Here is a 26,267-nt window from a genome sequence, read left to right on the forward strand (position 1 = left end):
CGCCAAGCCCTAGATCCGGACAAGATGCGATTGAACACGATTTCCGGCCGATTCGCAGCGTTGACGATTATCTTCGTCGTGATGGCCGAACTTTTTATTCTGCTTCCCGCTCTGGCTGGTTTCCGGCTGGACTATCTCGAATCGCGCTTGGAACGGGCGCAGATTGCCAGCCTTGCCCTGTTGGCGACCGACGAATCACTGGCCAGCGATCTTGAATCGGAACTGTTGCAGAATGCCGGCGTGTTCAACGTCGTCCTCCGGCGCGACGACGTTCGCCAACTTGTCCTGTCGTCGACCATTCCGGGGCCCGTCACCGCAACCTACGACCTGCGCGATGAGGATGTGGCCCAGACGATCGACGACGCGGTAGGCACCCTGCTCAACCGCAAGGATGAGGTGGTGCGGGTGATCGGGTCTCCGGTCAACCAGGCTGGTCAATTGATCGAGATCACGATGCCGACCATGCCCCTGCGTATTGCAATGCTGGATTACGGGCTTCGCCTGCTGTTGGTATCGGCGGCATTCTCGATCTTGACTGCGGTTTTGCTGAACCTCGCGGCCCAACGTCTGATTCTGGTGCCGATCCGGCGGGTGATCACCCACATGACGGGCTATGCGGGCGCGCCGGAAGATCCGCGCCATATCATTCGTCCGAATGCGCGGCTGGCCGAGCTGCGCGACGCCGAAACCGCGCTTGAGGCCATGCAAAAGACGGTGACGTCGTCGCTGAAACAGAAAGAGCGGATGGCCCAGCTGGGCGAGGCGGTTGCCAAGATCAGCCATGACTTGCGCAACATCCTGACCACGGCGCAGATATTTGCCGACCGACTGGAAGAAAGCGCCGACCCCAAGGTGACGCGCGCTGCTCCGAAATTGCTGAACTCGATTACCCGAGCGGTAACGCTTTGTGAAACGACCTTGGCGTTTGGCAAGGCTGAAGAACCAGCCCCCACGTTGTCGCGTTTCAATCTGGCGCAGCTTGTCGCAGAGCTGGTCGAAGCCGAGACCCTGGCAGCGGGGGCCGCCGGACATGTCGAGTTCTTGTCCGATATTCCGGCCAGCCTGACCATTCGCGCCGATCGCGATCAGTTGTATCGTGTTCTGTCCAATCTGGCGCGAAATGCCCGGCAGGCGATCGAAGGCACGGGCGAAGGCGGTACAGTGGAAATCGGCGCGGGCGAGACAGACCAGGGTTGGTGGATTCGCGTGGGCGACACCGGACCGGGCTTGCCGGACAAGGCGCGGGAATATCTGTTCAAGCCGTTTTCAGGCAGTCAGCGCAAGGGCGGAACAGGGCTGGGTCTGACCATCGCCGCCGATCTGATCCGTGGCCATGGCGGCCAGGTTGACCTTGTTCGCAGTGATGAACAGGGCAGTGAATTCATGATTCACCTGCCACGCGCACTCTAGCCGCGGGGCGGTCAAAAGCCGCCTCGAAGGTTTTTTACCTTTATGGTCATTTTTTCTGCGAATTGCCCTTGCACCCCCCGAAACAGATCGATAGATGATCGCCTCAAGACGGACCCGTAGCTCAGCTGGATAGAGCACCAGACTACGAATCTGGGGGTCGGGCGTTCGAATCGCTCCGGGTCCGCCATTCATCATATGTAGAACGTCAGACGAAATTGGCTTTTACGTCATAAACTGACCCAATCACCGCGAACCGGATGATTGTGGGCAAACCGCGAGCATCCGGTTCGCCCCCTCCCTGACGTGATGCTTCGCTATATCTTTAGAACGCCAATGCACGGAAAGCGCCTATTCTATTCTGGGATGGCGGCAGGACCGGTTAAGTAACAAACGGCCCTCTCCGGACTCTGGCGAATTACTCAAATGCTGCGACGCAACTTCCCCAGAGCGGACACTCTGGTAAGAACTCTGTGACACAGACAAGATCAAGAATACCGGTGTTCCCAGAAGGAACGCTCAATCCTTCGACACAATGTCAAAAACGAGCTTGTTGTAGTTTGACGCTTTGGCGAAGTAGCCCATCCGCTGTCCTGCGACAAATCTGCCTCGACGATCTGGGATATGGTCCGCCAGTAATTGATTTTCCGGTAGACACTGTTCCTGCATCTCGACGAGGCGCAGGATTTGACGCGGTTCCAAACCGAGAACCAGCGACGATCCGTGGTGAACACGTTGAAGTCGCTGATGGAGAACAGCCGCTTGCCGGTGGGGCTGATCCTGTCGGGTATCATCAGTTGCATGTTGACCTCATATCAAAGTTCTTCGTTGTACGCGGCACACAGCCGCCAGTAGGCCATCAGAATATTGCGTGTTCGGATCCTTCGTATCGGTCCCTCGTAGGGCGGGGCAGCAAAAATGGGGCAAGTTTGGTTTATTCGATGGGGATCAGTAGAACGTAGATGTCGTCGCTGGGCGTCATGATCGTCGTACGCGCCTTCGCGCGGGTCACACTGACGCGAAAATTCTACCCGACCTGCGTCATCGCATCTGAATTGATATTGCCGCGGACAATACGATCCGGGTTGCCGACGATTTTCCCCTTCACTCGCTTTGGCCAGCCTTCGAAGATGATGACTTTGTCGAATTGTTTCCCCTTAGCCTTATGCATGTTCATAACGTTGACCCCAGACCCGGGCTTGTGCGACATGGCGAAATGCTCTTGGATGAAAGCTTGTCGCATCACGGTAAGCGCATTTTTGTAGCCACGGTTGTCGCGCCAATCCTGTGAAAGGCTTTGACGTAACTGCGTGCCGGGTTCGAGAAGACGAACATTGCGGACTTCCTGCGCCACTTCGACCAGCCGCTTGCAAGCGGCGGTCTCGAGGACAGTTCGAACGGCCGTACAGTCGGCATCAGGTTGTCCAGTCAAGGCAATCGCCGTTGCAGCCCAGTAAACGTCAAATGTGGCTTGGAAAACACTTTCCGTGGCGGTGCCTTGCCCTTGGTGAGGCATTCTTCCATTTTTTCAGCGCGGCCTTGTAACGTGCTGCTTCAGCCAGATGGCTCTTCGTTGGTGCGGTGCCGCCGCGTCCCGCGAAAAAGCTACAAGGTGCATCGACAAATTCATCGAAACCGCTACCGCCCCCTGCGCTGTTGCAAAAGGAAGGTGATCACTTCTGCAGCAAGGATCGGTGAGTTGCCTCTAGTTTCCTAAACACCTGCCTCGTTCAGTTTCTGCTGTCTGATCTCGAGATCAACGGGCGACAGCATGCCGTTGCTCGTGTGCTTGCGCTTCGGGTGGGCGCACGTGTCCTGCGGTCAGCACACCGTTGTCGCTGCGGCGATATGGCAGGCCTTCAACCAGCCAGACCGCGCACATGTCAGCGAAACGTGGCGTAAGGTGGCCGCTCAACTGCGGCCCCGCTGGCCCACACTCGCCGAGCTGATGGACGTAAGCGAACACGATGTCCCGGCCTACATGTCCTTCCCTCGTCAGCACCGGACGAAGCTTCATACGACCAATCCCATTGAAAGGTTGAACAAGGAGGCGAAGCGTCGCGCAGATCTCGTCGGGATCTTCCCCAACGAGGCATCCATCATGCGCCTAATCGGCGCCGTTCTCTTCGAGCAGAACGACGAATGGCAGACCGTCAGCCGCTACATGATGGTCGAAGCCTTCGCCCAGATCGACAATGAGGAGATCGACCCCATTCTTCGCAATCCAACGAAACCCGCCTGATCATGACCTCAGGCCATCCGGGAAATTACACCTACTTGACGGACACGACCAGATTGCAACGTCGCTTGCGGTTGAGTTCTCGTCCGATCCGCGCCCGAATGGATGCGCTTGGCACTTGCTTGTGCGTTGCATAGGTGCGCACCGCCGACGGCCGGTTGTCGGTCTTGCAAGGGCGGTCGCTTCGATTTCTTTTTGGCAATCGAGGAACACGCCATGGATGCGCGGGCTTTTACGGGCTGTGTGCCGAATTTCTCACCCAACGGTATCAGCATCCGTTTGTATTCATGTCGAGTCGCTGCGGATCAGGGCATTGGCGTTGCCGTCAGTCCAGTGAAACCAGTATTCGGGCGATCTTGACGGGGTCGTATTTCGGTTCATTTTTCTGACGCAGCGGCAGGCGCAGGCAGGGGATTTCGTGCAGCCTGGCCACCCTTGCGCATTCCTCCTTGGGGACAGAGGTGTCGCAAAGGATATGGGTCATGAAATCGGTCGGGCTTGCGTCTGGACCTGCGTCAGCGCGCAGTGGCGCAAGGATGGCGGCCACCTGATCTGCAAGATCAAGTCCCAGGGCCTCGGGGTCTTGGCCAAGGCTGGGAAGATATGCTTTGGGAACGTGGCGGGCGGCGATTGCGGTGCCGACGCCTGCCGGCAAAAGGTTGGCAATGACGCTGGAATAGAGGCTGCCCGGCGGGTAGCAGATCGCGTCGCTTTGCTCGATCAGTTTTCGGTTGCGTTTGGGCAGGGGCACGTCGGCGGGCAGGATCTCTTGGGTGCCGTCGCTGAGGAAGCAGCGCGTGATCGGGCTGTCGATGGGCGGGGATTCCTTCCCGCTGATCAATCGCTGGCTGACGATACGCCGGCCATCCGCCAGATCGACGCCCAGATGGAGGTTCGCGTCCACGATCGCCCGCACGGTTCCGCGAACATCGACCATCTTGGACATCAGAAACAGCACGGGCTCCAGCTCTCTGCCGTGGCCAAGATAGCCGCCTGCAAGGATCAGGTTTCCAATGCTGGCATTGCGATAGTCGAAATCCGCAGGCACCTGCGCGGCGAAATCGCCAAGCAAGGTCAGGATCAGCGTGCGCATCGGCTTGGCGATTGCTGAGACAAGCGGATGTTTGCCCGAGATGATCCTTGACACTTCGGCGCCGAGCTTCTTGCACGAGGCATCTTTTGGCAGGCGATGGCTGAACAGGGCGTAGACATCTGGCTGGCCCAGAACGGTTTCATCCGCCAAGGCCATCAAGCGGCTGCGCAGATCTCCGACTGCGGGCATGTCAAATGCCAGGCGCAGGGTCTGGGAACTGCCGCCGCTGTCGAACGGTGTGATCAGATGCATCGAGTTGAACGTATATTGCTTCAACTGGCGCGAAATGCCGTTCAGGGCGCTGCCGCCGCTGAAGAACAGGATCCGGGGGCCATGATGGGGCGCTGCATGGGATCGGGCGACGCGCAGATCGTCAGGCAGGCGCAATTCACGCTGGACACGCATGATTGTCATGAAAATTTCATCTCCGGCGGCTGATTGGCGAGGGATTGGCGCTTGGATTTTCCGGCTTTCGGGGCGCATAAGAAGATATGATGTCCGAGGAATACATACGCCCAACCGTACGCGCTGTCATCCGCAAGGGTGAACTGGTTCTGGTTCAGGTCAAGAAGGGGGCGAAGGGGCAGCAATACCTGACATTGCCGGGCGGACGCCAGGAACACGGGGAAACCATGCAGGAATGTCTTGGCCGCGAATGCCTGGAGGAAATCGGGATTGCGCCGGGGATCGGCGAATTGCTGCATGTGGCAGATGTGTTTCGCCAGCGGTCTGGCAAGCCGCGCCATCTGGTCGAGATGCTGTTCGCCTGCACGGTGCCGGACACCTATGTCGCAGCCATGGGATGCAAACCCGACAAGCGCCAGATCGCGACGAAATGGGTGGATCTGTCCAGGGATGGTGCTTTGTTCCGGCCACGTTACGATCAGGCGCTGACGCGGAAAGATCGCCTGATCTATCTGGGAAGGCTTGTGCATGGCACGCCCTGACGCTGTTGGCGAAAACATGTCGTTCCTGCTGGCCGAGCTTGACGGCCAACTGACCCGGCTGGTGTCCTATATGCAGGATCCGGGGGCGGAAACGGCGATGCAACTGGTACAGCGGGCGGGGTATTCCAACAATCTGTCGGCCCGCGTCCGCAAGGCTTGCTTGGCCGGCATGATGCGATCCAAACAACCCGAGGCCGCTCGGTTGCGATTGCAGGGAATTGACACGATTGCCCGCAATCTCGACCTGATCTCGCGGTTGGGGCGGCGGGCAGTGGAACATGCCGAACGCGCGGAGCGTCAGAAGCTGTTGCGCACCGATACCTATGTCGCCCCGGTCAAGCTGGTGCGCAAGACAATCGCGCGAATCCCCGAGGCGATGGAAACGAGTGACAGCAAGCTGGCTGTCGAGATCGGGAAATCGCGCGGTCAGCTGGGCGTGTTTCACGATCGGCTGTTTCGCACCTATACACGTGACATGCAGGGCACCAAACATGTCGAGGATCTTGCCCATGGCCTGCTGACCCTGAACGAGGTTTTCCGCATGGGCGAGGCGCTTTCGGGCATCAGCGAAGCCTTGTTGTCGATCAATATCGGGCAGGTGGTTCAGTTCGACCGCTATTTCACCTTGCGCAGCGTTCTTGGGGGTGGAAAACGCGATGAAGAGGTCAGGTTGCAACCTCTGGCCGAAACCCGGTCGGGCAGCGCGATTTCCAGCGTCAACCTGCGCAATGCCAAGGGTGAAACCGTTGCTGCGGTGTTCAAGGATGGCGACCGGCGCAAGGTCAAGCAGGAGCGCGTGGGCGTCAAAAGCTGGAATTCGGTTTATCCCGGCCTTGCCCCCGAGATCCTGTCCTATGAACGGCATGGGAAATCGGCGGCGTTGCTGATCGAGCATCTCGAAGGGGAGACCTTTGAAGACATCGTGCTTGGCGGCAGCGATGATGCTTTGGCCAGGGCCCAGAAGGCGCTGCACAAGACGGTTGGCGACATCTGGCGCCAAACCCGAACGGACGAACCCTCTGAAATGAAATCGATGGCGCAATTGTCCGGACGGATGAAGGATGTCTATCGGCTTCATCACCGGTTCGCGCAGGGCCGCAAATCTGTCAACGGGACGAAGATTCCGTCCTTTGATGATCTGATCGCGATGGCTGCACGACGCGAAGAAAAGATCATCGCGCCATTTTCGGTCTATATCCACGGTGATTTCAATCTGGACAACGTGATCTATGACGCTGTCGGTAAAAAGATTCGGTTCATCGATCTGCACCGGTCCCGCTATATGGATTACGTTCAGGACGTTTCGGTGTTCATGGTGTCAAACTATCGGCTGCAGGTGCTGGACCGGGGCACTCGTGCGCGGATTTCAAGGGTTGCAACCGACATGCATGCCATGGCGGGAAAATTCGCCAGGCGACACAAGGACCCGACATTTGAATACCGGCTGGCGCTGGGACTGGCGCGATCGTTTGCCAGTTCGACCCGCTTTGTCGTCGACAAGGGGCATGCGCGCCGGATGATCCTGCGCGCGCGCTTTATTCTGGAATCGGCGCTTGCTGTCCCCGAGGGCAAGGAGGCGCGTTTCAAACTGCCTATGGGGATGCTGTTCAGTGACTAGGAAAATCGGGGTGATTGGGACCCCAGGGAAATGGTCCACCGAGGCGTTGGCCGATGCGTTGGAAAAGCGCACGGGTTTCCGGCAGGTGATCGACATGTCACAGGCGGTCCTGGACCTCGAGGCGGGAACGCTGTGCTGCGGAGATGTCGATTTGTGTCAGCTGGATGGCCTGATCCTGAAGAAGATCGCGGAAGATTACAGCCCGGATGCCCTGGACCGGCTGGAAATGTTGCGAATGGCGCAGTTCGCGGGGGTCCGTATCTTCAGCCCCGCCGTGAATGTTCTGCGCCTCATGGATCGCCTTGCCTGCACGATGACGCTGCGCAGCGCGGCAATTCCCATGCCTGCCACGACCATAACCGAATCGGAACATGTGGCGCATGAAACATTGGACAGATATGGCGCCGCCGTATTCAAGCCGCTGTTTTCCACCAAGGCCCGCGGCATGCTTTTGCTGGAAAGCGGGGCGGAGGATGCCAGCCAGCAGATCGCCATGTTCAGGAAGGCCAATCCGGTCATGTATATCCAGAAGAAGCTGGACCTGTCCGGCGAGGATCTGGGAATGGTTTTTCTGAATGGCGAATATCTCTGCACCTATGCGCGGGTAAGCCAGAATGACAGCTGGAACACGACGATCCATTCCGGCGGAAAATATGCGCCATATGATCCCGCGCCCGAATTGATCGAACTGGGACGCCGCGCACAGGCGCCTTTCGGGCTGACCTTTACCACCGTGGACATCGCCCTGACGGCAGATGGTCCCATTGTTTTCGAGGTCTCGGCCTTTGGTGGGTATTCGGGTGCCCAGAAGGGATGTGGAATCGACGCCGCGGCGCTGGTCGTGGATCATGTGCTGAACGAGGTGTCGCGATGAACTCGGTTCACGAGGTTTTGGAAAATCTGGATCTCGGTCAGGCCATGTCGGCCGATGCGTTCCACATGCAGGTCGGCCATATTGGCCTGACCGTGCATTGCCCAGAGCCGTTGCGCAGCGAACTGATGGAATATTTCGACGGTAATCTGTCTCAGCAGCCGGGTCAGATCACCGTGCATCTGCTGCCCGGACAGCAACTCGATCAGCCGGTCGCGTGGATCGACTGGCAGCGAGAGCCGGGCAAGGCAGGTCGCAAGGATGCGATCCTTGATCTGGATGACGGACGGCTGATCAAGAAGCTGCGCAGTGGCGTGACGTTCTTGCAGGCGCGCGATTGGGCGATAGCGTTCGGCCCGCTGACACAGAATGTCAGCACGGTGATCAATTTCATCAACACTCAGATCCTGTCGGCATGTCTTCGCGAGGGCTGGCAGCTTTGTCATGCCGCTGGCGCGACGCGACAGGGGCGGACATTGGCGATTTCGGGTTTGTCGGGCGGCGGAAAGTCCACGTCTATACTGCGCATGATGGATATGGACGGCATGCAGTTCCTCAGCAACGATCGCATCCTTGTGCATCCGGGTAACCCGGCGCGGGCGCTGGGTATTCCGAAATACCCACGTATCAATCCGGGCACGATTCTCGGGAATCCGCGCCTGCATGGCCTGTTGTCCGCCGGACGCCGGGCCGAGTTGTCGCATATGCCGCCGGATGAATTATGGCAGCTGGAAGAAAAACATGACCTGATCGTGCCAGACATCTATGGACCTGATCGCATCTGCCTGGCAGCGCCCCTGACGGATTTCTGGGTGCTGAACTGGGGGCATGACCAGCAGGGCGATACGCGGATTCTGCCCGTGTCACTTGATGGGCGTCCGGACCTGTTGGCGGCGATGATGAAAAGCGCCGGCCCGTTTCATCAGTATCGGAACGGCCATTTTGAAGCCAACGGAGTCGAGCCGGATCCGATGCCGTATCTTCAGGCATTGCGACATGTTCGTGTTCGCGAGGTGTCGGGGCGGATAGATTTCGACAAGCTGGCTGATGAAGGGCGACGGCTTTTCGATGGCTGAGCTAGGTTATTTCGCATTCTTGCGTCATGGGGAATATCATCAACGCGCCGACGCGCCTTCGGCCAGGCAACCATTTGCGCTGACACCCCAAGGGGGCAGGCAGGCCCGGTTGGGCGCGGATCAGCTGTTGGGGATGATGGTGCAGCATGACCTGCGCCCTGCAAGGCTGATACATTCATCGCGCCAGCTTCGGGCATGGCAAACCGCGCGCGAACTGCAGATGCGCCTGTGCGACAACGGATACGACATCGATGATATTGCCCAAAGCTCGGGGCTGGCGGAGCGCGGGCTTGGTTCGGCGGCGAATCTGACGGTTGGCGAAATCGAAGCGGTGCTGGCCGCCGATCCGCGATATGGTGCCCCGCCGACAGGATGGAAGTCCGACAGCGATTACTGCCTGCCGCTGGAAGGGGCGGAAAGCCTGGCCGATGCCGGCCGACGGGTCGCGGAACATATCCGGCGGATCGTGCAACCTGGGCTGTTGACCATCATGGTCGGGCATGGGGCGTCCTTTCGCCACGCCTGCCACGAGCTGGGTCTTTTGCGGCGCGACGAAATTGCCCGGCTTTCGATGTTTCACGCCCGGCCGTTACTATTTTGTCACGATGCCCGTGGTAGTTGGCGGCACTTGGCCGGGGAATGGAAGATCAGGACCCAACATGAGGTTTCGATCGACTAGGAGCCGGCCGCATGGAAGGGCCTGAACTTGGACTATGCGACTGATCACCGCCAACCGGTTTCACGATTGTTGCCTCCGGTTTTCGATGCCGAGGCATTGCTTGGCGATCTGCCCCGCGAGATCCAGCCTTGGCCCGAGGCTGTCAGCCAGCCCCAGATTTCAGCCTGTCTTGCGCGGGTGCGCGAACATGGCGGATGGAACTGGCCCGACAGACCGGTGATTTTCGTCTCTGACCCGCATGCCGATGCCGAAGGCTTTCTGCGATCCCTGTCCGCGGCGGGGGTGATCCGGCGCAATGGCTTGCAGATTGCCCTGACCAGCTTTGGGCGAAAGGCGCGCATCGTTCTGGGTGGGGATGCGCTGGACAAGGGGCCAAGCAATCTTGCGTTGCTTGATGCATTGGCCGCGCTGCGCGAGGCGGGTGCGGATCTGCATATTCTGGCGGGTAATCACGACCTGCGCATGCGGATGGCCATCGCGGCATTGCGGGGACCTCGCGATGCCTTGACCGAGCATTTGTTCGTGCGGATGGGGCGCAAGATACTGCCAGCCCTGCGCGAGGTTCTGTGTCGCTTTGTCACCCCGTCGGACATTGCGGCATTGCCCACCGAGGATGCCTGCCGTGCCGCGTTGATGCCGGGGCCGGATTGGCCGCAGCGTTTTGGCCAAGCCGCCCGCCACGAGCTGCGCGCCACGGTGATCGCCAAAGAAACCGGCAAGCTGAATGAGAAACTGCTGAAATTTGATCGCGAATGCGCGCGATCCGGCATGTCCTATCGTCAGATTTTGGCGTCTGCGTTGAAATGTCATGAGATTTTTTTCGAGCCGAGCGGCATCTATGCATGGTTCTATGATCACATGGATGTCGTCGCGCGTGCGGGATCGATCCTGTTCGTGCATGCGGGCCTGTGTGACGACATGTGCGAAATGCTGGTCGGGCAGGGTGCCGAAGCCGTGAACGCCCGATACCGTTCCGAGGCCGAGCGCGCTTCGCTCGGTTTCTATTTCGGTCCCGTCGCCAATCTCGTGCGGACGAAATACCGTGCGTCTGACTGCGAGCTGACCGATCGCGGTGTGACGGCATTGCATGGTGGCGGGATTCACATGGTGGTTCAGGGCCATGTGAACAATCATCAGGGGCAGCGCCTGCTGGCCAAGCGCGGCCTGTTGCATCTGGAAGGTGACGTGACGCTGGATCGCGCTTCGCGTCGATCCGAGGGGTTGGACGGGATTGGTGCCGGTGCGACCTTGATTTTTCCAAGCGGCGATGTGATCGGTCTTAGTCGGGATTATCCATGGGCCAAACATTTTGCCCCGGAACGCATGACATGAAAATCAAAGGTGTCCAATGAGTGATTCGAACAAACGCTTTACGCACGAATCGCTTGCCGACCCCAAGACGATCAAGACTCTGCTGTCATCTTTGGCAAAGGGCTTTTCCAAGGGGCAGATGACCCTTGGGGATGACAAGGATGAACTGGTCCTGAAAACTGCGGGCCTGATGAATGTGCGTATCAAGGCCGAACGCGAGGACGGGCAGTGTGAAGTCAGTCTTCGGGTGTCCTGGTCGGACCCCTCCACGCCCGCGCAGCGCAAGGGTTCGCCGCGTATCGAAAGCTGATTGCCGGTTCGGGCGATTGCCGGTGGCTGGCGTCGTGCAAATATCTGATGGCGGGGCGGCGTGCGGCGGTCGCGGCCAAACTATTGGATTGGCAGTTTAATCAAACGGGACTTGCGCCAAGGGCCGGTTCGCGGCGATACCGAATGTTTGACCCTGTCATGCGCCTGTCGGCCCGATGCATCCCGGAGGATATTCATGGAGCGCTTTTTCAAGCTAAGTCAGAACGGCAGCAATGTCCGGACCGAACTGGTCGCGGGCTTCACGACCTTTCTGACGATGGCCTATATCATCTTCGTCAACCCCGAGATCCTGTCGACGACGGGCATGGATCGCGATGCGGTCTTCGTCGCGACCTGCCTGGCCGCCGCGCTTGGGTCGGCGATCATGGGGCTGTGGGCCAACTGGCCGATTGGCATGGCCCCTGGCATGGGGCTGAATGCCTTTTTTGCCTTTTCCGTCGTCGGGGCGATGGGCTTTACTTGGCAACAGGCACTTGGTGCGGTGTTCATCTCGGGCCTCATCTTCCTGTTCCTCTCGGTGACCGGCATTCGGCGATGGCTGATCAGCGGTATTCCCGCCTCGATGCGCAGCGCGATTGCGGCGGGCATCGGGCTGTTCCTGGCAATCATCGCGATGAAGTCTTCGGGGCTTGTTGTTGCCAGCCCCGCAACATTCGTCACACTGGGTGATCTGACCCAGACCGGCACATTGCTGACCATCGGCGGTTTCTTTGTGATCGCGGCGCTTGATGCGCTGGATGTGAAAGGATCGATCCTGATCGGTATTCTGGTCGTGACGGTGGCCTCTATCGCGTTGGGCGTGTCGGAATTCGGTGGCATCATGTCCGCCCCTCCGTCGGTGGCGCCGACCTTCCTTCAGCTCGATCTGCTTGGCGCGCTGAGCTTTGGGATCTTTCATGTCATTCTGGTGTTGGTGCTGGTCGAAGTCTTTGATGCAACCGGTACGCTGATCGGGGTGGCAAAACGCGCCGGGCTGCTGACCGAAGGACCAACCCATCAGAACAAGAATCTTGGGCGTGCCTTGATGGCGGATTCGACGGCGATTCTGGCTGGCTCGGCCTTTGGCACATCTTCGACCACGGCTTATGTCGAAAGTGCGTCCGGTGTGCAGGCGGGCGGGCGCACCGGTTTGACCGCGCTTGTGGTTGCGGTCCTGTTCCTGCTGGCGATGTTCTTTGCGCCATTGGCGGGGTCGGTGCCGGCCTATGCGACGGCGCCGGCTTTGCTGTATGTTGCGGCACTGATGCTGCGCGAGATCGCAGACATCGACTGGCAGGATGTAACGGAATCGACCCCTGCGGTTCTGACCGCGATTGCCATGCCATTCACCTATTCGATCGCGAACGGCCTGGCATTCGGATTTGTCAGTTATTGCGCGTTGAAGCTGCTGACGGGGCGCGCCCGCGAGGTGCATTTGGCAACGTGGATTATTGCTGCGTTGTTTGTTATCCGCTTCGCATTCTTCCCCGAGGGCTGAGTCTTTGCGCCCTTGCCGGTCAGGTGCGGGGCGCAAATTCAGTTGACCCGGCGAGGGGACGATGACGACCAGCCTATCCAGACGCAGCTTGCGGGCCTTGGGTCCTGCAATACCTGTCGGTTCGTTCAAAGAGGCCATGCGCGCGGGGGGCGGCGCACTTGTGGGGATCGGCGTTGCCGCATTGGTGGTGATGCTTCCGGCAATCCCCGCCAAGCTGGGGCTTTACCTGATTGCGCCCTTCGGGGCGACATCTGTTCTGCTCTTTGCCGTGCCAAGCAGCCCGCTGGCACAGCCTTGGTCTGCGGTGGTCGGCAATGCTTCTTCGGCCATGGTCGCGGTGATCGTTTGTCAGTTCGTGGACGATCCGGGGCTGCGCATCGCCTTGGCCGTCGGTCTGTCGATCACGGCCATGATCCTTTTGCGGGCCTTGCATCCCCCCGGGGGCGCGGTTGCGATGACGGCCGCCTTGAACGTGGATGACATCCGCGAGCTTGGTTTGTGGTTTGCGCTGTCTCCGGTGGCCCTGGGAACGATTTTGCTGGTGGTGGTGGCGGTGATCTATGCACGCGCGACCGGACGGCACTATCCGTTCCGCCAGTTTGATGCCCCGAACAGCCATGGAACCGACGATCCCGAGCCGGCCGAACGACTGGGGCTCAGCGAAGCAGAACTGACTGACATTCTGACCAGCTATCGGCAGTCGTTGAATTTGGGTGTCGAGGATCTGGCGCGCTTGGTCGCGGCGGCCGAGATGCAGGCAGCCAGTCATCGCACCGGGCCATTGACCGCGGCTGACATCATGTCATCGGATCTGGTGACGGTGTCGCCGGACGCGACATTGGGGATGGTGGCAGATCTGTTTCGTGACCACGCCTTTACCTCTTTGCCGGTGACCGGGCAGGGTGATGCGTATCTGGGTGTGATTTTCCAGATGCACCTGATCCGGCGTGCACGACGTGATGCTTTTGCCTCGGGCAAGCGGTTTGGATCGGCGATGGCCGTTCTGCTTGAACATGACGCGGAATTCGGGCTGCGGGCCGAGCATATCATGGAAACCGAGGCCCCGGTGATCGCGCCGGATGATCCGGTGGCCGGGTTGCTGCCCAAGATGGCCGACGGCAAACATGATGCAGTTCCGGTTCTGGACAACGGGCGCATCGTCGGAATTGTCACCCGCACCGATTTGATTGCCGCACTGGCGCGTCAGAGCCTGAACCTGAAGGCTACCCCCCAAGGTCTTGGGTCAGATCCCCTGCCACCGCGGCCGTGATTGCGCCAAGCGTCTTGACATGTTCATGGCCGATCCGCTGGACCGGTCCACTGATCGACAATCCGGCGATCACCTTGCCGGAATGGTCGAAAACGGGTGCCGCGATGGCGCGCATGCCCTTGGTGCGTTCTTCGTCGTCGAAGGCAAATCCCCGTGCGCGAATGCGGGCCAAGTCCCCGGCCAATTCGTCCGGCGTGATCAGGGTCTTGTCGGTCAGGCGGGGCAGGGTGTCCGGAACGGGAACCACCTCAAATGCCAGAAAGATCTTGCCGATCGCCGATGCATGCAGCGGCAGGCGTGATCCGGGTGCAAAGCTGGCGCGAATGGTTTCATGGGTTTCGACCTGTTCAATGAACAGCGCGGCACCGGGCTCGGCGATGCCCAGATTCGCCGTTTCGCCCGTATGTTCGACCAGGGCACGCAGAAAGGGGCGCGCGCGTTCGATCAGGCCTGAACGGCGCATGAACGCGGCACCCAGGCGGAAGGTCGCGGGCCCGATATGCCATGTCTGCGTGGCCGGATCGCTTTGGGCGATGTCGCGCGTGGCCAATGTGTGCAGAACCCGGTGCACGGTCGAGGGCGACTGGTCCATCTGCTCGGCGATCTCGGAAAGGGTCAGACCGGGGCGTGCCGCCAACAGGTCCAGCATATCCAGCGCGCGATCCAGGGCCTGAATGGTCCCGGGCGTGTCAGTTGTGCTGCGCGGACGTCCGCGGCGACGGGTCGGTTCGGCCATGTTCAATTCCCGATAGGCTTGGCTGTCGTGCAGCGCGCAGTTTGTCCGTCTGCGGGGCGGAAATGCAATATGTAGCTTTTGAATTCGTCGTTCCCGCCATGCCGCAACCATGGAAACGGAGAAAAACCGCTCAGGGTGGGAATTCAACTTATCGAAATTGGGTTTTCACGGTATCCGGAGCGGGATGTTACAGCGAATCGTTCAACTTACCCTGATTCTCGGGGTTATTCTGGGCCTGCTGCTGCCGAAAACTTCGGCGGCGCTGTCCGAGCTTGGGTTGATCAATAGTCGCACGGTCGTCATCTGCACCGGTGCGGGATTGCAGGAAATCACGCTTTCCGAGGCCGGCGAACCGGTTCAACCATCTGCGTCCGATCACGACGCAGATTGCCTGCTTGTGCATGGGCTGGACCGTTTGACTCCGCCGGAACCGCCGGTCTGGGTTGCATTGGCGATGGCGTTGCAGCCTATGACGATGGCCCATTTGCACGATGACGTGCGTGTTCCGGCATCACATTTCGCACGGGCCCCGCCGTACGCCTGATCGCGTCCGCTTCCCAATCGAATATGTGAACCCGCGATCTGACCGCGCCAAGGCGCGCAGGTCGCAACCGGAGTTATGACTTTGACATTTCATGCCCCCATTCAGGCCCAAGGCCGGATCCGAGGTCATCATGGCCATCACTGACAACCAGTTCTCGGCTGCGGAGGCCGAAGACAGCAGCCGTTTCACCAAGCTATATCGCGCAGCGTGGCGGTGGCATTTCTATGCCGGGATCTTTGTCGTTCCCTTCTTCATGATTCTGGCTGTGACAGGCCTGATGATGTTGTGGATCGCCTGGATCGACGGGCGCGATGGCGAAAAGACCGCCGTGGTGCCCAACGGAGCCATTCAAGCCGTGTCCGTTCAGGCCGATGCCGCGCTGGCGGCTGTGCCGGATGGCAGGCTGGTGCAATATGTCGCGCCGCGCAACGAGGCGCTGGCGTCGATCTTTCGCGTCGACAATGCGGACGGCGCGCAGATGGTTGTCGTCGATCCCTATAACGCCACAGTGCTGGAACAGTTTGACCGGCGCAACGGGCTGTATGACTGGGCCGACACAATGCATGGCGAATTGCGGATCGGCGTGACCGGCGATCGCATGGTCGAGATTGCCGCTTCATTGGGAATCGTGCTGTTGGCGACCGGCCTGTTTCTGGCCTGGCCCCGCAATGGCGGCGTGTCGCGCGCGTTCATTCCCGACCTCCGTGCAAAGGGCCGTGCATTGTTCAAGACGCTTCATGCCTCGATCGGTGCGTGGATCGCGATCTTCCTGTTGTTCTTCCTGATTTCCGGCCTGTCGTGGTCCGGGGTCTGGGGCGAAAAGATGGTGCAGGCCTGGAGCAGCTTTCCACCTGGAAAATACGGCGATATTCCCCTGTCCGACGATATTCACGCCAGTATGAATCATGGCCCCAAGGAGGTTCCCTGGGCCATCGAACAGACACCTATGCCGGCTTCGGGGTCGCAAAAGGGGATGGACGGAATTGACGGGGCGGTCGATATTGACAGCGTTGACGATCTTGCCCGTCAGATTGGATATGAGGGCCGCTATCAGCTGAACCTGCCTTCGGGCGAAGACGGCGTATGGACCCTTAGCCGCGATTCCATGAGCACCGACAGCGTGGATCCCACCAGTGACCGGGTGGTTCATGTCGATCAGTATTCGGGCAAGATTCTGGCCGATATCCGGTTCGCTGATTATTCTTGGATGGGCAAGGCAATGGCCGTGGGCATTGCGCTGCACATGGGAACGCTGGGATTGTGGAGCGTGCTTGCCAATACATTGTTCTGCCTGTCAGTGATCTTTCTGTGCGTGTCCGGGGTCGTCATGTGGTGGAAGCGGCGCCCATCCGGACAGTTGCGTCTTGCCGCTCCGCCTTTGCCGGCGGATATGCCGCTGTGGCAGGGGGCGGTTGTCGTGGGGCTGATCGTGTCGCTGGCGTTCCCGATGGCTGGCCTGACGATTGCCACCGCGCTTTTGCTCGACTGGCTGATCCTGTCACGGGTGCCGGCGCTGAAACACGCCTTCGGCTAGCCCGGCAGGGCGATCACCTGAATTGAAATCGGAACGGGGCGGGCCTGTCGGCAGGTCGCGCCCCTTTTCCTTGGCTTGCCGCGTTTCCGGGCATGGATGCGCATTCACTTTGATTTATTGGACGGATTGGTCTATTAAATCATATGCCACAACGAATCGACACGTCCGCATCTCAGCCACCACGTCGCAGGGGCCGCCCCCGGCGCGATCCGGCCGAAGCACATGTGCGCCAAAGGCTTATTCGTAGTGGGCTGATATATCTGACGGAAAAAGGTTATGGTGCGACGGGGGTCGATGAAATCCTGGCCCATGCCGAACTGCCCAAGGGCAGTTTCTATCACTATTTCCGCAACAAGGAGGCGTTCGGCCTGGCTCTGGTCGATGCCTATCAAGCCTATTTTGCCGGACTTCTGGACCGCGCGTTCAACGCCCCTGACCTGCCGCCCTTGCAGCGCCTGCGGTCATTCACGCGGATTGCCGAAAAGGGCATGGAGAAACATGCATTCAGCCGCGGCTGCCTGGTGGGGAATCTGGGGCAGGAAATGGGCGCGCTGCCCGAACCGTTCCGCGATGCGCTGCAAGGCGTTCTGCTGGATTGGCAGGCCCGCACGGCGCAATGCCTTCTTGTCGCCCGGCATGCCGGCGAGCTTGGCGCTGACATCGATTGCGATGAACTTGCCGCGTTTTTCTGGACCGGCTGGGAGGGGGCGGTTCTGCGCGCCAAGCTGGACCGGAACCCGGCGCCGCTGCGCCAGTTCGCCGATATGTTCTTCAACCTTGTCCAAAGCAGGAGTGTTCCCGATGACCGACGCAATTCTGATTGAGAAAACCGACGATGCCCAGACCGTTTCGATCCACACAATTGATGATTCGGACCTGCCTGAAGGCGATGTTCTGGTCGATGTCGCTTGGTCGACGCTGAACTACAAGGACGCATTGGCGATCACCGGCAAGGCACCGGTCGTGCGCAAGTTTCCGATGGTTCCGGGGATCGATTTTTCGGGGGGCGTGGCGGAAAGCAGTCATCCTGATTTCAAGCCGGGCGACAAGGTCGTGCTGAACGGCTGGGGCGTGGGGGAAGGGCATTGGGGCGGCCTTGCCGGGCGGGCACGTGTCAAGGGTGACTGGCTGGTCCCGCTGCCTGACGGGCTTTCTGCACGTCAGGCCATGGTGATCGGCACGGCGGGGTATACCGCGATGCTTTGCGTTATGGCGCTGGAACGGCAAGGGGTTCGCCCCACTGACGGCCCGGTTGTCGTCAGCGGTGCCGCCGGTGGAGTCGGTAGCGTGGCGACCATGTTGCTGTCGGCGCGCGGGTATGAGGTTGCGGCCATCACCGGACGTCCCAGTGAAGGCGACTACCTGAAGAAGCTGGGGGCCAGCACCATCGTCGAGCGCAGTCAGCTTGAAGGTAAGGTCCGGCCCTTGGGCAAGGAATTGTGGGCGGCGGGTATCGATGTTGCCGGCAGCACTGTTCTGGCAAATATGTTGGCATCGATCCGATATCGCGGTTCGGTGGCCTGTTGTGGTCTGGCGGCCGGGATGGACCTGCCTTCGAGCGTGGCGCCGTTCATCCTGCGCGGGGTGTCGCTGATTGGCGTCGACAGCGTCATGTGCCCCCTGCAAGAACGTCGCGAAGCCTGGAAACGGCTTGCACAAGAACTGGATCTGACCCTGCTGGATTCGATCAGCACTGAAATCGGCTTTGAAGACGTGATCGGCGTCGCGCCCCGGTTCCTGGCGGGCGAGGTTCGCGGGCGGATTGTGGTGCCGGTGAATCCGTCTTTGGCTTGACGGAACATCGCGCCTTGCGACCTGCGCCGCCCTGCGGGGTGGCCGCGGGAAAGTGAAAATCCTTCAAAGCGATGACTTGGCGGATAGTTGTGCATCGGCTATCCGTTTCCCAACGGCTTTCCTTGGTGTACGTTTTTGACGTCCGAAAGTCGGATTGAGGTCGGGCGCCCCGTGCGCGATGCAGATTGAAGGTGCGGGTGCAGCGAACCGCGCAGGAGTGTTGGATGAGTATGATTACCCCAGTGTTGATGGCAGGCGGTTCGGGCACGCGGCTTTGGCCGGTTTCTCGCAAGGCATTTCCGAAGCAGTTTGCCCCATTGATCGGGGATGAAACGCTGTTTCAGGCTTCGGCGCGGCGCTTGTCGGGGCCCTGCTATGGCGACCCTGTGGTCATGACCAATTCGGATTTCCGTTTCATCGTGGCCGAGCAACTGGAACAGGTCGGCATCGGGCACGAAGCGATCGTGATCGAACCTGTCGGTCGCAATACCGCGCCAGCCGTGCTGGCTGCTGCATTGATGGCCGCAACCCAAGATCCGGATCGTCTGTTGCTGGTGGCTCCTTCGGATCACGTGATTCCAGATTCCGAGGCATTTACCCGCGCGGTTGAGCAGGGGATCGGCCCGGCGCAGGCGGGGCGGATCGTGACCTTCGGCATCACGCCCGATCGGCCCGAGACGGGATATGGCTATCTGGAACTTGCCGGGCAGGGCGAAGGCCCGCAGCCCCTGACACGCTTTGTCGAAAAACCCGAGGCCGCGCGCGCCGCTGAAATGCTGGCCGCTGGTAATTTCCTGTGGAATGCCGGGATCTTTCTGTTCAGTGCGCGCACGATGATCGACGCATTCCGCGCGCATGCCCCGGGTTTTCTTGAACCGGTTCAGAAATCGGTGGACGAAGCGCAGACCGATATCGGGTTTCTGCGCCTTGCCAAGGGCCCGTGGGAAGGACTGGCCGATGAATCCATAGACTACGCCGTCATGGAAAAGGCCGACAATCTGACGGTTGTGCGTTTTTCCGAGCGATGGTCCGACCTTGGCGGTTGGGATGCCATCTGGCGCGAAACGCTGGACGCTGAGCCTTCGGAAAACGGTGTTGCGCTGGACGGTCCGGCGACGGCGATCGATTGTCAGGATGTTCTGTTGCGTTCCGACAATGAAGATCTGGATGTGGTCGGGATCGGACTGCGCGACATGCTGGTCGTGGCCACCAGTGATGCGGTGCTGGTCGCGGATAAATCACGCGCCCAGGACGTGAAACAGGCCGTCACGGCGCTGCGCAAGAAAAACCGTAAACAGGCAGAGGCTTTCCCGCGCGATCACCGGCCTTGGGGATGGTTCGAAACCCTTGCGCTGGCCGACAGATTTCAGGTGAAGCGTATCGTGGTCAAGCCCGGAGCGGCGTTGTCCCTGCAAAGCCATGTTCACCGTTCCGAGCATTGGATCGTGGTGTCGGGCACCGCGAAGGTAACGGTGGATGAGACCGTCACCCTCGTGACGGAAAACCAGTCGATCTATGTTCCGCTGGGTGCGGTTCACCGGATGGAGAACCCGGGAAAGGTTCCGATGGTCCTGATCGAGGTCCAGACGGGATCGTATCTTGGGGAAGATGACATCATTCGCTATGAAGATGTCTATGCCCGCAACAGCGACGACTGATCTGCGATTGGCGGGCTGATGAAGCGACGGGGGCGACCAGCGATGGTCGCCCTGTTTTCATTTCCGGTCGGGCCCCATATCAGCCCCCAGATCAGGCCACCGCATCCTTGCGCACATAGTTCAGGATCGGGGCCAGCCAGCGTTCGGCCTCGGCCAGATCCATCCCCTTGCGCGCGGCGTAATCGCGGGCCTGATCTTCCTCGATCTTGGCGACCCCGAAATAATAGCTGTCGGGATGCCCGATATAAAGGCCCGAGACCGACGACCCCGGCCACATCGCCATGCTTTCCGTCAGCGTCACACCGGTGGTCGCCTCGGCATCCAGCAGGCGGAACAGGGTCAGCTTTTCGGTGTGATCGGGTTGCGCGGGATAGCCGGGCGCCGGGCGGATGCCGTCATAGGGTTCGCCGATCAGGTCCTGCGGCGCATAGGTTTCGGCGGCGCCGTAGCCCCAGTAATCCTTGCGGACCCGTTCATGCAGCATTTCGGCCATCGCCTCGGCGATGCGGTCGGACAGCGCCTTGACCATGATCGCGCCGTAATCGTCATTGGCGCGTTCATAGCGCAGCGCGATTTCCTGTTCCTCGGGGCCCGCCGTCACCACGAAGCCGCCGACATAGTCGCGATGCCCCTCGGGGGCCACGAAATCCGACAGCGCGACATTCGGGCGGCCATTGCGCTTGGTCACCTGTTGGCGCAGCGTGTGCAGCGTCGCCAGTTCATGTTCGCGATCCTCGCCGGTGAACAGGCGGATATCGTCGCCGACCGCATTGGCGGGCCAGAACCCGACGACCGCGCGGGGCTTGAACCATGCCTCGTCGATGATCCGGGCCAGCATGTCCTGCGCGTCGCGATACAGGTTGCGCGCGGCCTCGCCCTGCTTTTCGTCGTCCAGAATACGGGGATAGACGCCTTTCAGCTCCCATGTCTGGAAGAAGGGGGTCCAGTCGATATAGCGCGCGATTTCGGCCAGGTCCCAATCCTCGACCACCTTCAGCCCGGTAAAGTCCGGCGTCTTGGCGGCAAATCCGGTCCAGTCCAGTTTCAGCGGATTGTCACGCGCAGCCTGCAAGGGCAGACGCGATTTCGCGGCCTCGGACCGTTCATGCCGTTCGGCCACCAGCGCATAATCGTCGCGGATACCGTCGATATAGGCCTGCTGCTGCGCCGGGCTCAACAATGACGACACCACGCCGACCGCGCGGCTGGCATCGGTGACATAGACCGCCGGCCCCTTGGCATAGCGCGGCGCGATCTTGACCGCCGTGTGGATTTTCGAGGTGGTCGCCCCGCCGATCAGCAGCGGAATGTCGAAACCCTCACGCTCCATCTCGGCGGCCAGATGCACCATTTCGTCCAGCGATGGCGTGATCAGACCGGACAGCCCGATCACATCGACCTTTTCGGCCCGCGCCACTTCAAGGATCTTCTGCGGCGGCACCATCACGCCAAGGTCGATCACCTCGTAATTGTTGCAGGCCAGAACGACGCCGACGATGTTCTTGCCGATATCGTGGACATCGCCCTTGACCGTCGCCATCAGGATCTTGCCCGCGCTTTCGCGTTCCGATGCCCCGCTCAGGCGCTTTTCCTCTTCCATATAGGGCAGCAGGACGGCCACGGCCTGTTTCATCACGCGGGCCGATTTCACCACCTGCGGCAGGAACATCTTGCCCGCGCCGAACAGGTCGCCGACGACATTCATCCCGGCCATCAGCGGGCCTTCGATGACATGCAGCGGGCGTTCGGCGGCCTGACGCGCCTCTTCGGTGTCGCCTTCGATATATTCGGTGATGCCGTTGACCAGAGCATGTTCCAGACGCTTTTCGATGGGCCATTCTCGCCAGGACAGGTCCTTTTCACGCTTTTGCCCGCCACCATCGCCGCGGAATTTCTCGGCGATGTCCAGCAGGCGCTCGGTCGCGGTGCCGCCCGACTTGGGCGCACGGTTCAGCACGACATCTTCGCAGGCCTCGCGCAATTCGGCGTCGATCTGGTCATAGACGGCCAGCTGCCCGGCATTGACGATGCCCATGTCCATGCCGGCCTGAATCGCGTGATACAGAAAGACCGCGTGCATCGCCTCGCGTACGGGTTCATTCCCGCGAAAGCTGAAGGACAGGTTCGACACCCCGCCCGAGACATGGGCATAGGGCAGGTTCTGCCGGATCCAGCGCGTGGCCTCGATGAAATCGACGCCGTAATTGTCGTGTTCCTCGATGCCCGTAGCGACGGCAAAGATGTTGGGATCGAAGATGATGTCCTCGGGCGGAAAGCCCACCTCGTCCACAAGGATGCGATAGGCGCGTTCGCAGATCTCGATCTTGCGGGCGGCGGTGTCGGCCTGGCCCTGTTCGTCAAAGGCCATGACCACGACGGCGGCCCCATAGGCAAGGCACAGCTTCGCCTGCTGGCGGAACTGTTCGACACCTTCCTTCATGCTGATCGAGTTCACGACCGGCTTGCCCTGCACGCATTGCAGACCGGCCTCGATCACCTCCCATTTGGAACTGTCGATCATGATCGGCACGCGGGCGATGTCGGGTTCGGCGGCCAGCAGGTTCAGGAACTCGACCATGGCGGCGCGGCTGTCGATCAGCCCCTCGTCCATGTTGATATCGATGATCTGCGCGCCGTTTTCGACCTGATCGCGGGCGACCTCCAGCGCGGTGGCATAGTCGCGGTTCTTGATCAGCTTGCGGAAACGTGCGCTGCCGGTGACGTTGGTGCGTTCGCCCACGTTCACGAAGGGAATGTCCGAGGTCAGGACGAAGGGTTCCAGCCCCGAAAGGCGCAATTGGCGTTCAGGCATATTCGGGCACCTTTCGCGGGCTGAACTGGGCCACGGCCTCGGCAATGGCGCGGATATGGTCGGGCGTGGTGCCGCAGCAGCCGCCCACGACATTCACCAGCCCCTCGCGGGCAAATTCGGCGACCTGCCGGGCGGTGTCGTCGGGGCCTTCGTCATATTCACCAAAGGCGTTGGGCAGACCTGCATTGGGATAGGCGCAGATCAGCGTGTCGGCCACGCCCGCCATTTCGGCCAGATGCGGGCGCATCGCCTCGGCGCCAAGGGCGCAGTTCAGGCCAACGGTCCAGGGGTTCGCATGCCGGACCGAATGCCAGAACGCGGTCGGCGTCTGCCCCGACAGGGTCCGCCCCGAGGCATCGGTGATCGTGCCCGAAATCATCAGCGGCAGCGCGCGACCATGCGCCTCCATCGCCTCGATACAGGCAAAGATCGCGGCCTTGGCGTTCAGCGTGTCGAAGATTGTTTCGATCAGCAGGATGTCGGCCCCACCTGCGATCAGGCCTGTGGCCTGCTGCAGATAGGCGACGCGCAGTTCCTCGAAGGTGACGGCGCGAAAGCCCGGATTGTTCACGTCCGGGCTGATCGAGGCCGTGCGGTTCGTCGGCCCCAGCGCGCCCGCAACCCAACGCGGCTTGCCATCCTGCGCGGTCGCGCGGTCCAGCGCCCGGCGCACGACGCGCGCGCCCTCGACGTTCAGGTCATGGACGGCGGCTTCCAGCGCGTAATCGGCCTGCGCGATGGTGGTCGAGGAAAACGTGTTGGTTTCCACGATATCGGCACCCGCCATGGCATAGCGGTAATGGATCTCTTCGACCGCTTCGGGCTGGGTCAGGATCAGAAGGTCGTTGTTGCCCTTCTGCGGATGGTCCGAGTGGTGGCGGCAGACATGACCCGAGCCGTGGCCGGTATAGTCGTCCTCGCCCAGGCCAAGGTTCTGAATTTGCGTGCCCATCGCGCCGTCAAGGATCAGGATCCGTTCCGCAGCGGCGCGGTTCAGTGCCTCGAATGCGGGCGAGGGGGGAAGTCTGCCGGTCATGTTCGTGCCTTTGTCAGGAAGCCGGCAACATAGGCACAGTTCATCCCGGCGGCAAATTCATAATATTCCAGAAGATTATGAGTCAGATCGATGATTCAGGCTACCGGCACACCTTGTTCGTCTTTCAGGGTCTTTAGCACAATCTCCGAACGCACTTGCGCCACCTGCGGGTGGGGCAGCAGGTGGCGATGGACGAAATCGGCAAAGGCGTCCAGATCACGCGCCCGCACATCCAGCACGTAATCGGCATCGCCAGATACCGAATATGCCGAACGGATCAAGGGCTGCGCGGCGACAAAACGCGAAAAATCGCTGTCTTTCCCCGGCCCGTGGCTGGACAGGTTCACCCGGATGACCGCCCGCAATCCATAGCCCAGCTGAGCCGCGCTGAGTCGTGCGCAATATCCCTCGATGACACCGGATTGTTCCAGGGCGGCCCGCCGGCGCGAACATTGCGAAGGCGAAAGATTGACCACCCCGGCCAATGCGGCATTGGTCATCGCGCCATCCTTCTGCAATGCAGCCAGAAGCGCAATATCGTAGCCGTCAAGTTCCATATCGTGCGCATCCTTATGCCTTTATGCGTCTTTCGTGCAATAATGAGGGATGCCCGGGCCGCTTCGCAAGGTTCATGCGCGGTCTATATGGAATAATGGTGCCAACATGCTGACATATCGAACAGGAGCATCCCATGGGTCCCTTTCCTCATAACGCCCCCAAGGCGACGATCAGTGCCGCGAACCCGGCCGGCACCGATGGATTCGAGTTTGTGGAATTTGCGCATCCCCAGCCTGAAATTCTGGCGCAGATCTTTGAGCAGATGGGTTTCACGCCGGTTGCAAGACATCGCACCAAGAATATCACGCTCTATCGGCAGGGTGATATCAACTATCTGCTGAATGCCGAGGCAGATAGCCATGCGGCGGAATTCGTCCGTGACCACGGCCCATGTGCACCTTCGATGGCGTGGCGGGTCGTCGATGCCAAGGCCGCATTGCAGCGTGCGCTGGATCTGGGCGCGACCGAGTACACGGGCGACGGAAAATCGCTGGATGTGCCGGCCGTTTACGGAATCGGTGGCTCACTTCTGTATTTCGTGGATGTCTATGGCGATGCTGGCAGCGTCTATGAAGCGAATTTCGATTGGCTGGACGAGGTGAACCCCACCCCGGAAGGGTTTGGTTTCTACTATCTGGATCACCTGACCCATAACGTCATCCGCGGCAACATGGACACGTGGTACAAGTTCTATCACGACACGTTCAATTTCCGCGAAATCAAGTTCTTTGATATCAAGGGAAAGCAAACCGGGCTTGTCAGCCGTGCGCTGACATCGCCGGACGGCAAGATCCGCATCCCGATCAACGAATCCACCGACGATCACAGCCAGATCGAGGAGTATCTGCGTGAATACAAGGGCGAGGGGATCCAGCACATCGCCATCGCATCCGAAGACATCTATGCCGGAACCGAACAGATCGCCGATGCCGGCATGGAATTCATGCCCGGACCGCCGGATACCTATTACGAAATGTCGCACAAGCGCGTGAAAGGTCATCAAGAGCCGATCGATCGCATGAAAGAGCGCGGCATTCTGATCGATGGTGAAGGCGTCGTCGGGGGGGGCGAAACGCGTATTCTGTTGCAGATCTTTTCCAAGACGGTCATCGGCCCGATCTTTTTCGAGTTCATCCAGCGCAAGGGCGATGACGGCTTTGGGGAAGGAAATTTCCGCGCGCTGTTCGAATCCATCGAAGAGGATCAGATCCGGCGTGGCGTTCTGGACGCGGCGTCGAGCGATTGACACCAATGGCAGCTTTCATCTGCTGTGAGGG

General features: G+C 60.2%; 22 protein-coding genes, 1 tRNA gene and 1 pseudogene. 18 read left to right on the forward strand and 6 right to left on the reverse strand.

Annotation, left to right across the window (positions count from 1 at the left end; translation table 11 throughout):
* The first annotated feature begins 24 nt into the window (after positions 1-24).
* A complete protein-coding gene (locus PAF17_RS00515) occupies positions 25-1,410 on the forward strand; it encodes a sensor histidine kinase (RefSeq protein WP_271887120.1) in 1,386 nt (461 codons plus the stop codon).
* Between the two features lie 110 nt (positions 1,411-1,520).
* A tRNA-Arg gene (locus PAF17_RS00520) sits at positions 1,521-1,597 on the forward strand.
* Positions 1,598-2,434: 837 nt separating this feature from the next.
* On the opposite strand, the gene PAF17_RS00525 is transcribed toward PAF17_RS00520, so the two are convergent.
* Complete coding sequence (locus PAF17_RS00525; RefSeq protein ID WP_271887121.1) at positions 2,435-2,923, reverse strand: hypothetical protein; 489 nt, start codon at positions 2,921-2,923, stop codon at positions 2,435-2,437.
* Positions 2,924-3,196: 273 nt separating this feature from the next.
* Here PAF17_RS00525 and PAF17_RS00530 point away from each other — a divergent pair.
* Positions 3,197-3,649: pseudogene (locus PAF17_RS00530) on the forward strand (transposase); the annotation flags it as partial.
* A gap of 322 nt (positions 3,650-3,971) precedes the next feature.
* Here the strand turns inward: PAF17_RS00530 and PAF17_RS00535 are convergent.
* Complete coding sequence (locus PAF17_RS00535; RefSeq protein WP_271887122.1) at positions 3,972-5,153, reverse strand: GAK system CofD-like protein; 1,182 nt, start codon at positions 5,151-5,153, stop codon at positions 3,972-3,974.
* A gap of 80 nt (positions 5,154-5,233) precedes the next feature.
* Here PAF17_RS00535 and PAF17_RS00540 point away from each other — a divergent pair, with 80 nt between their 5' ends.
* From PAF17_RS00540 to PAF17_RS00580, 9 genes are all read left to right on the forward strand, one after another.
* Positions 5,234-5,686 (forward strand): NUDIX domain-containing protein, encoded by a 453-nt coding sequence (locus tag PAF17_RS00540; protein WP_271887123.1) that lies wholly within the window; start codon positions 5,234-5,236, stop codon positions 5,684-5,686.
* The gene (locus PAF17_RS00545; protein ID WP_271887124.1) at positions 5,673-7,304 is read left to right on the forward strand and encodes a phosphotransferase; all 1,632 of its coding nucleotides are present in this window, start codon (positions 5,673-5,675) and stop codon (positions 7,302-7,304) included. Before PAF17_RS00540 ends, PAF17_RS00545 begins: the two co-directional genes overlap by 14 nt.
* 10 nt (positions 7,305-7,314) lie before the next feature.
* On the forward strand, positions 7,315-8,178 hold the full coding sequence (locus PAF17_RS00550) for a GAK system ATP-grasp enzyme (RefSeq protein ID WP_271887125.1): 864 nt from the start codon (positions 7,315-7,317) through the stop codon (positions 8,176-8,178).
* On the forward strand, positions 8,175-9,251 hold the full coding sequence (locus PAF17_RS00555) for an HprK-related kinase B (RefSeq protein WP_271887126.1): 1,077 nt from the start codon (positions 8,175-8,177) through the stop codon (positions 9,249-9,251). Before PAF17_RS00550 ends, PAF17_RS00555 begins: the two co-directional genes overlap by 4 nt.
* Positions 9,244-9,930 (forward strand): histidine phosphatase family protein, encoded by a 687-nt coding sequence (locus PAF17_RS00560; protein ID WP_271887127.1) that lies wholly within the window; start codon positions 9,244-9,246, stop codon positions 9,928-9,930. The genes PAF17_RS00555 and PAF17_RS00560 overlap by 8 nt, the downstream gene beginning before the upstream one ends.
* Before the next feature lie 27 nt (positions 9,931-9,957).
* On the forward strand, positions 9,958-11,262 hold the full coding sequence (locus PAF17_RS00565; RefSeq protein ID WP_271887128.1) for a metallophosphoesterase family protein: 1,305 nt from the start codon (positions 9,958-9,960) through the stop codon (positions 11,260-11,262).
* A 16-nt stretch (positions 11,263-11,278) separates the two neighbouring features.
* On the forward strand, positions 11,279-11,551 hold the full coding sequence (locus PAF17_RS00570) for an amphi-Trp domain-containing protein (protein WP_271887129.1): 273 nt from the start codon (positions 11,279-11,281) through the stop codon (positions 11,549-11,551).
* A gap of 195 nt (positions 11,552-11,746) precedes the next feature.
* Positions 11,747-13,048 carry an NCS2 family permease gene (locus PAF17_RS00575; protein WP_271887130.1) on the forward strand — a complete coding sequence of 434 codons (1,302 nt, stop codon included), beginning with the start codon at positions 11,747-11,749 and terminating at the stop codon, positions 13,046-13,048.
* A gap of 61 nt (positions 13,049-13,109) precedes the next feature.
* Complete coding sequence (locus PAF17_RS00580; protein WP_271887131.1) at positions 13,110-14,318, forward strand: HPP family protein; 1,209 nt, start codon at positions 13,110-13,112, stop codon at positions 14,316-14,318.
* On the opposite strand, the gene PAF17_RS00585 is transcribed toward PAF17_RS00580, so the two are convergent.
* The gene (locus PAF17_RS00585) at positions 14,272-15,054 is read right to left on the reverse strand and encodes an IclR family transcriptional regulator (protein ID WP_271887132.1); all 783 of its coding nucleotides are present in this window, start codon (positions 15,052-15,054) and stop codon (positions 14,272-14,274) included. The genes PAF17_RS00580 and PAF17_RS00585 overlap by 47 nt on opposite strands.
* A gap of 184 nt (positions 15,055-15,238) precedes the next feature.
* On the opposite strand from PAF17_RS00585, the gene PAF17_RS00590 reads away from it, so the two are divergent.
* From PAF17_RS00590 to PAF17_RS00610, 5 genes are all read left to right on the forward strand, one after another.
* Positions 15,239-15,598, forward strand: a complete 360-nt coding sequence (locus tag PAF17_RS00590) for a hypothetical protein (protein ID WP_271887133.1) — start codon at positions 15,239-15,241, stop codon at positions 15,596-15,598.
* A gap of 130 nt (positions 15,599-15,728) precedes the next feature.
* On the forward strand, positions 15,729-17,132 hold the full coding sequence (locus PAF17_RS00595; RefSeq protein ID WP_271887310.1) for a PepSY-associated TM helix domain-containing protein: 1,404 nt from the start codon (positions 15,729-15,731) through the stop codon (positions 17,130-17,132).
* Positions 17,133-17,275: 143 nt separating this feature from the next.
* The gene (acuR, locus tag PAF17_RS00600) at positions 17,276-17,956 is read left to right on the forward strand and encodes an acrylate utilization transcriptional regulator AcuR (RefSeq protein ID WP_456299654.1); all 681 of its coding nucleotides are present in this window, start codon (positions 17,276-17,278) and stop codon (positions 17,954-17,956) included.
* Positions 17,934-18,926 (forward strand): acrylyl-CoA reductase (NADPH), encoded by a 993-nt coding sequence (acuI, locus tag PAF17_RS00605; protein ID WP_271887135.1) that lies wholly within the window; start codon positions 17,934-17,936, stop codon positions 18,924-18,926. The genes acuR and acuI overlap by 23 nt, the downstream gene beginning before the upstream one ends.
* 224 nt (positions 18,927-19,150) lie before the next feature.
* Positions 19,151-20,584, forward strand: a complete 1,434-nt coding sequence (locus PAF17_RS00610; protein WP_271887136.1) for a mannose-1-phosphate guanylyltransferase/mannose-6-phosphate isomerase — start codon at positions 19,151-19,153, stop codon at positions 20,582-20,584.
* 91 nt (positions 20,585-20,675) lie between these two features.
* Here the strand turns inward: PAF17_RS00610 and metH are convergent, their stop codons facing one another.
* From metH to PAF17_RS00625, 3 genes are all read right to left on the reverse strand, one after another.
* Entirely contained in the window at positions 20,676-23,396 is a 2,721-nt protein-coding gene (metH, locus tag PAF17_RS00615; protein ID WP_271887137.1) for a methionine synthase, read from the reverse strand.
* Complete coding sequence (locus PAF17_RS00620) at positions 23,389-24,432, reverse strand: homocysteine S-methyltransferase family protein (RefSeq protein ID WP_271887138.1); 1,044 nt, start codon at positions 24,430-24,432, stop codon at positions 23,389-23,391. The genes metH and PAF17_RS00620 overlap by 8 nt, the downstream gene beginning before the upstream one ends.
* A gap of 95 nt (positions 24,433-24,527) precedes the next feature.
* Positions 24,528-24,989, reverse strand: a complete 462-nt coding sequence (locus PAF17_RS00625; RefSeq protein WP_271887139.1) for an Lrp/AsnC family transcriptional regulator — start codon at positions 24,987-24,989, stop codon at positions 24,528-24,530.
* 134 nt (positions 24,990-25,123) lie between these two features.
* Here PAF17_RS00625 and hppD point away from each other — a divergent pair, with 134 nt between their 5' ends.
* Positions 25,124-26,236, forward strand: a complete 1,113-nt coding sequence (gene hppD / locus PAF17_RS00630; RefSeq protein WP_271887140.1) for a 4-hydroxyphenylpyruvate dioxygenase — start codon at positions 25,124-25,126, stop codon at positions 26,234-26,236.
* The last annotated feature ends 31 nt before the right edge of the window (positions 26,237-26,267 follow it).

Source organism: Paracoccus onchidii (assembly GCF_028294535.1).
Lineage (GTDB): Bacteria > Pseudomonadota > Alphaproteobacteria > Rhodobacterales > Rhodobacteraceae > Paracoccus > Paracoccus onchidii.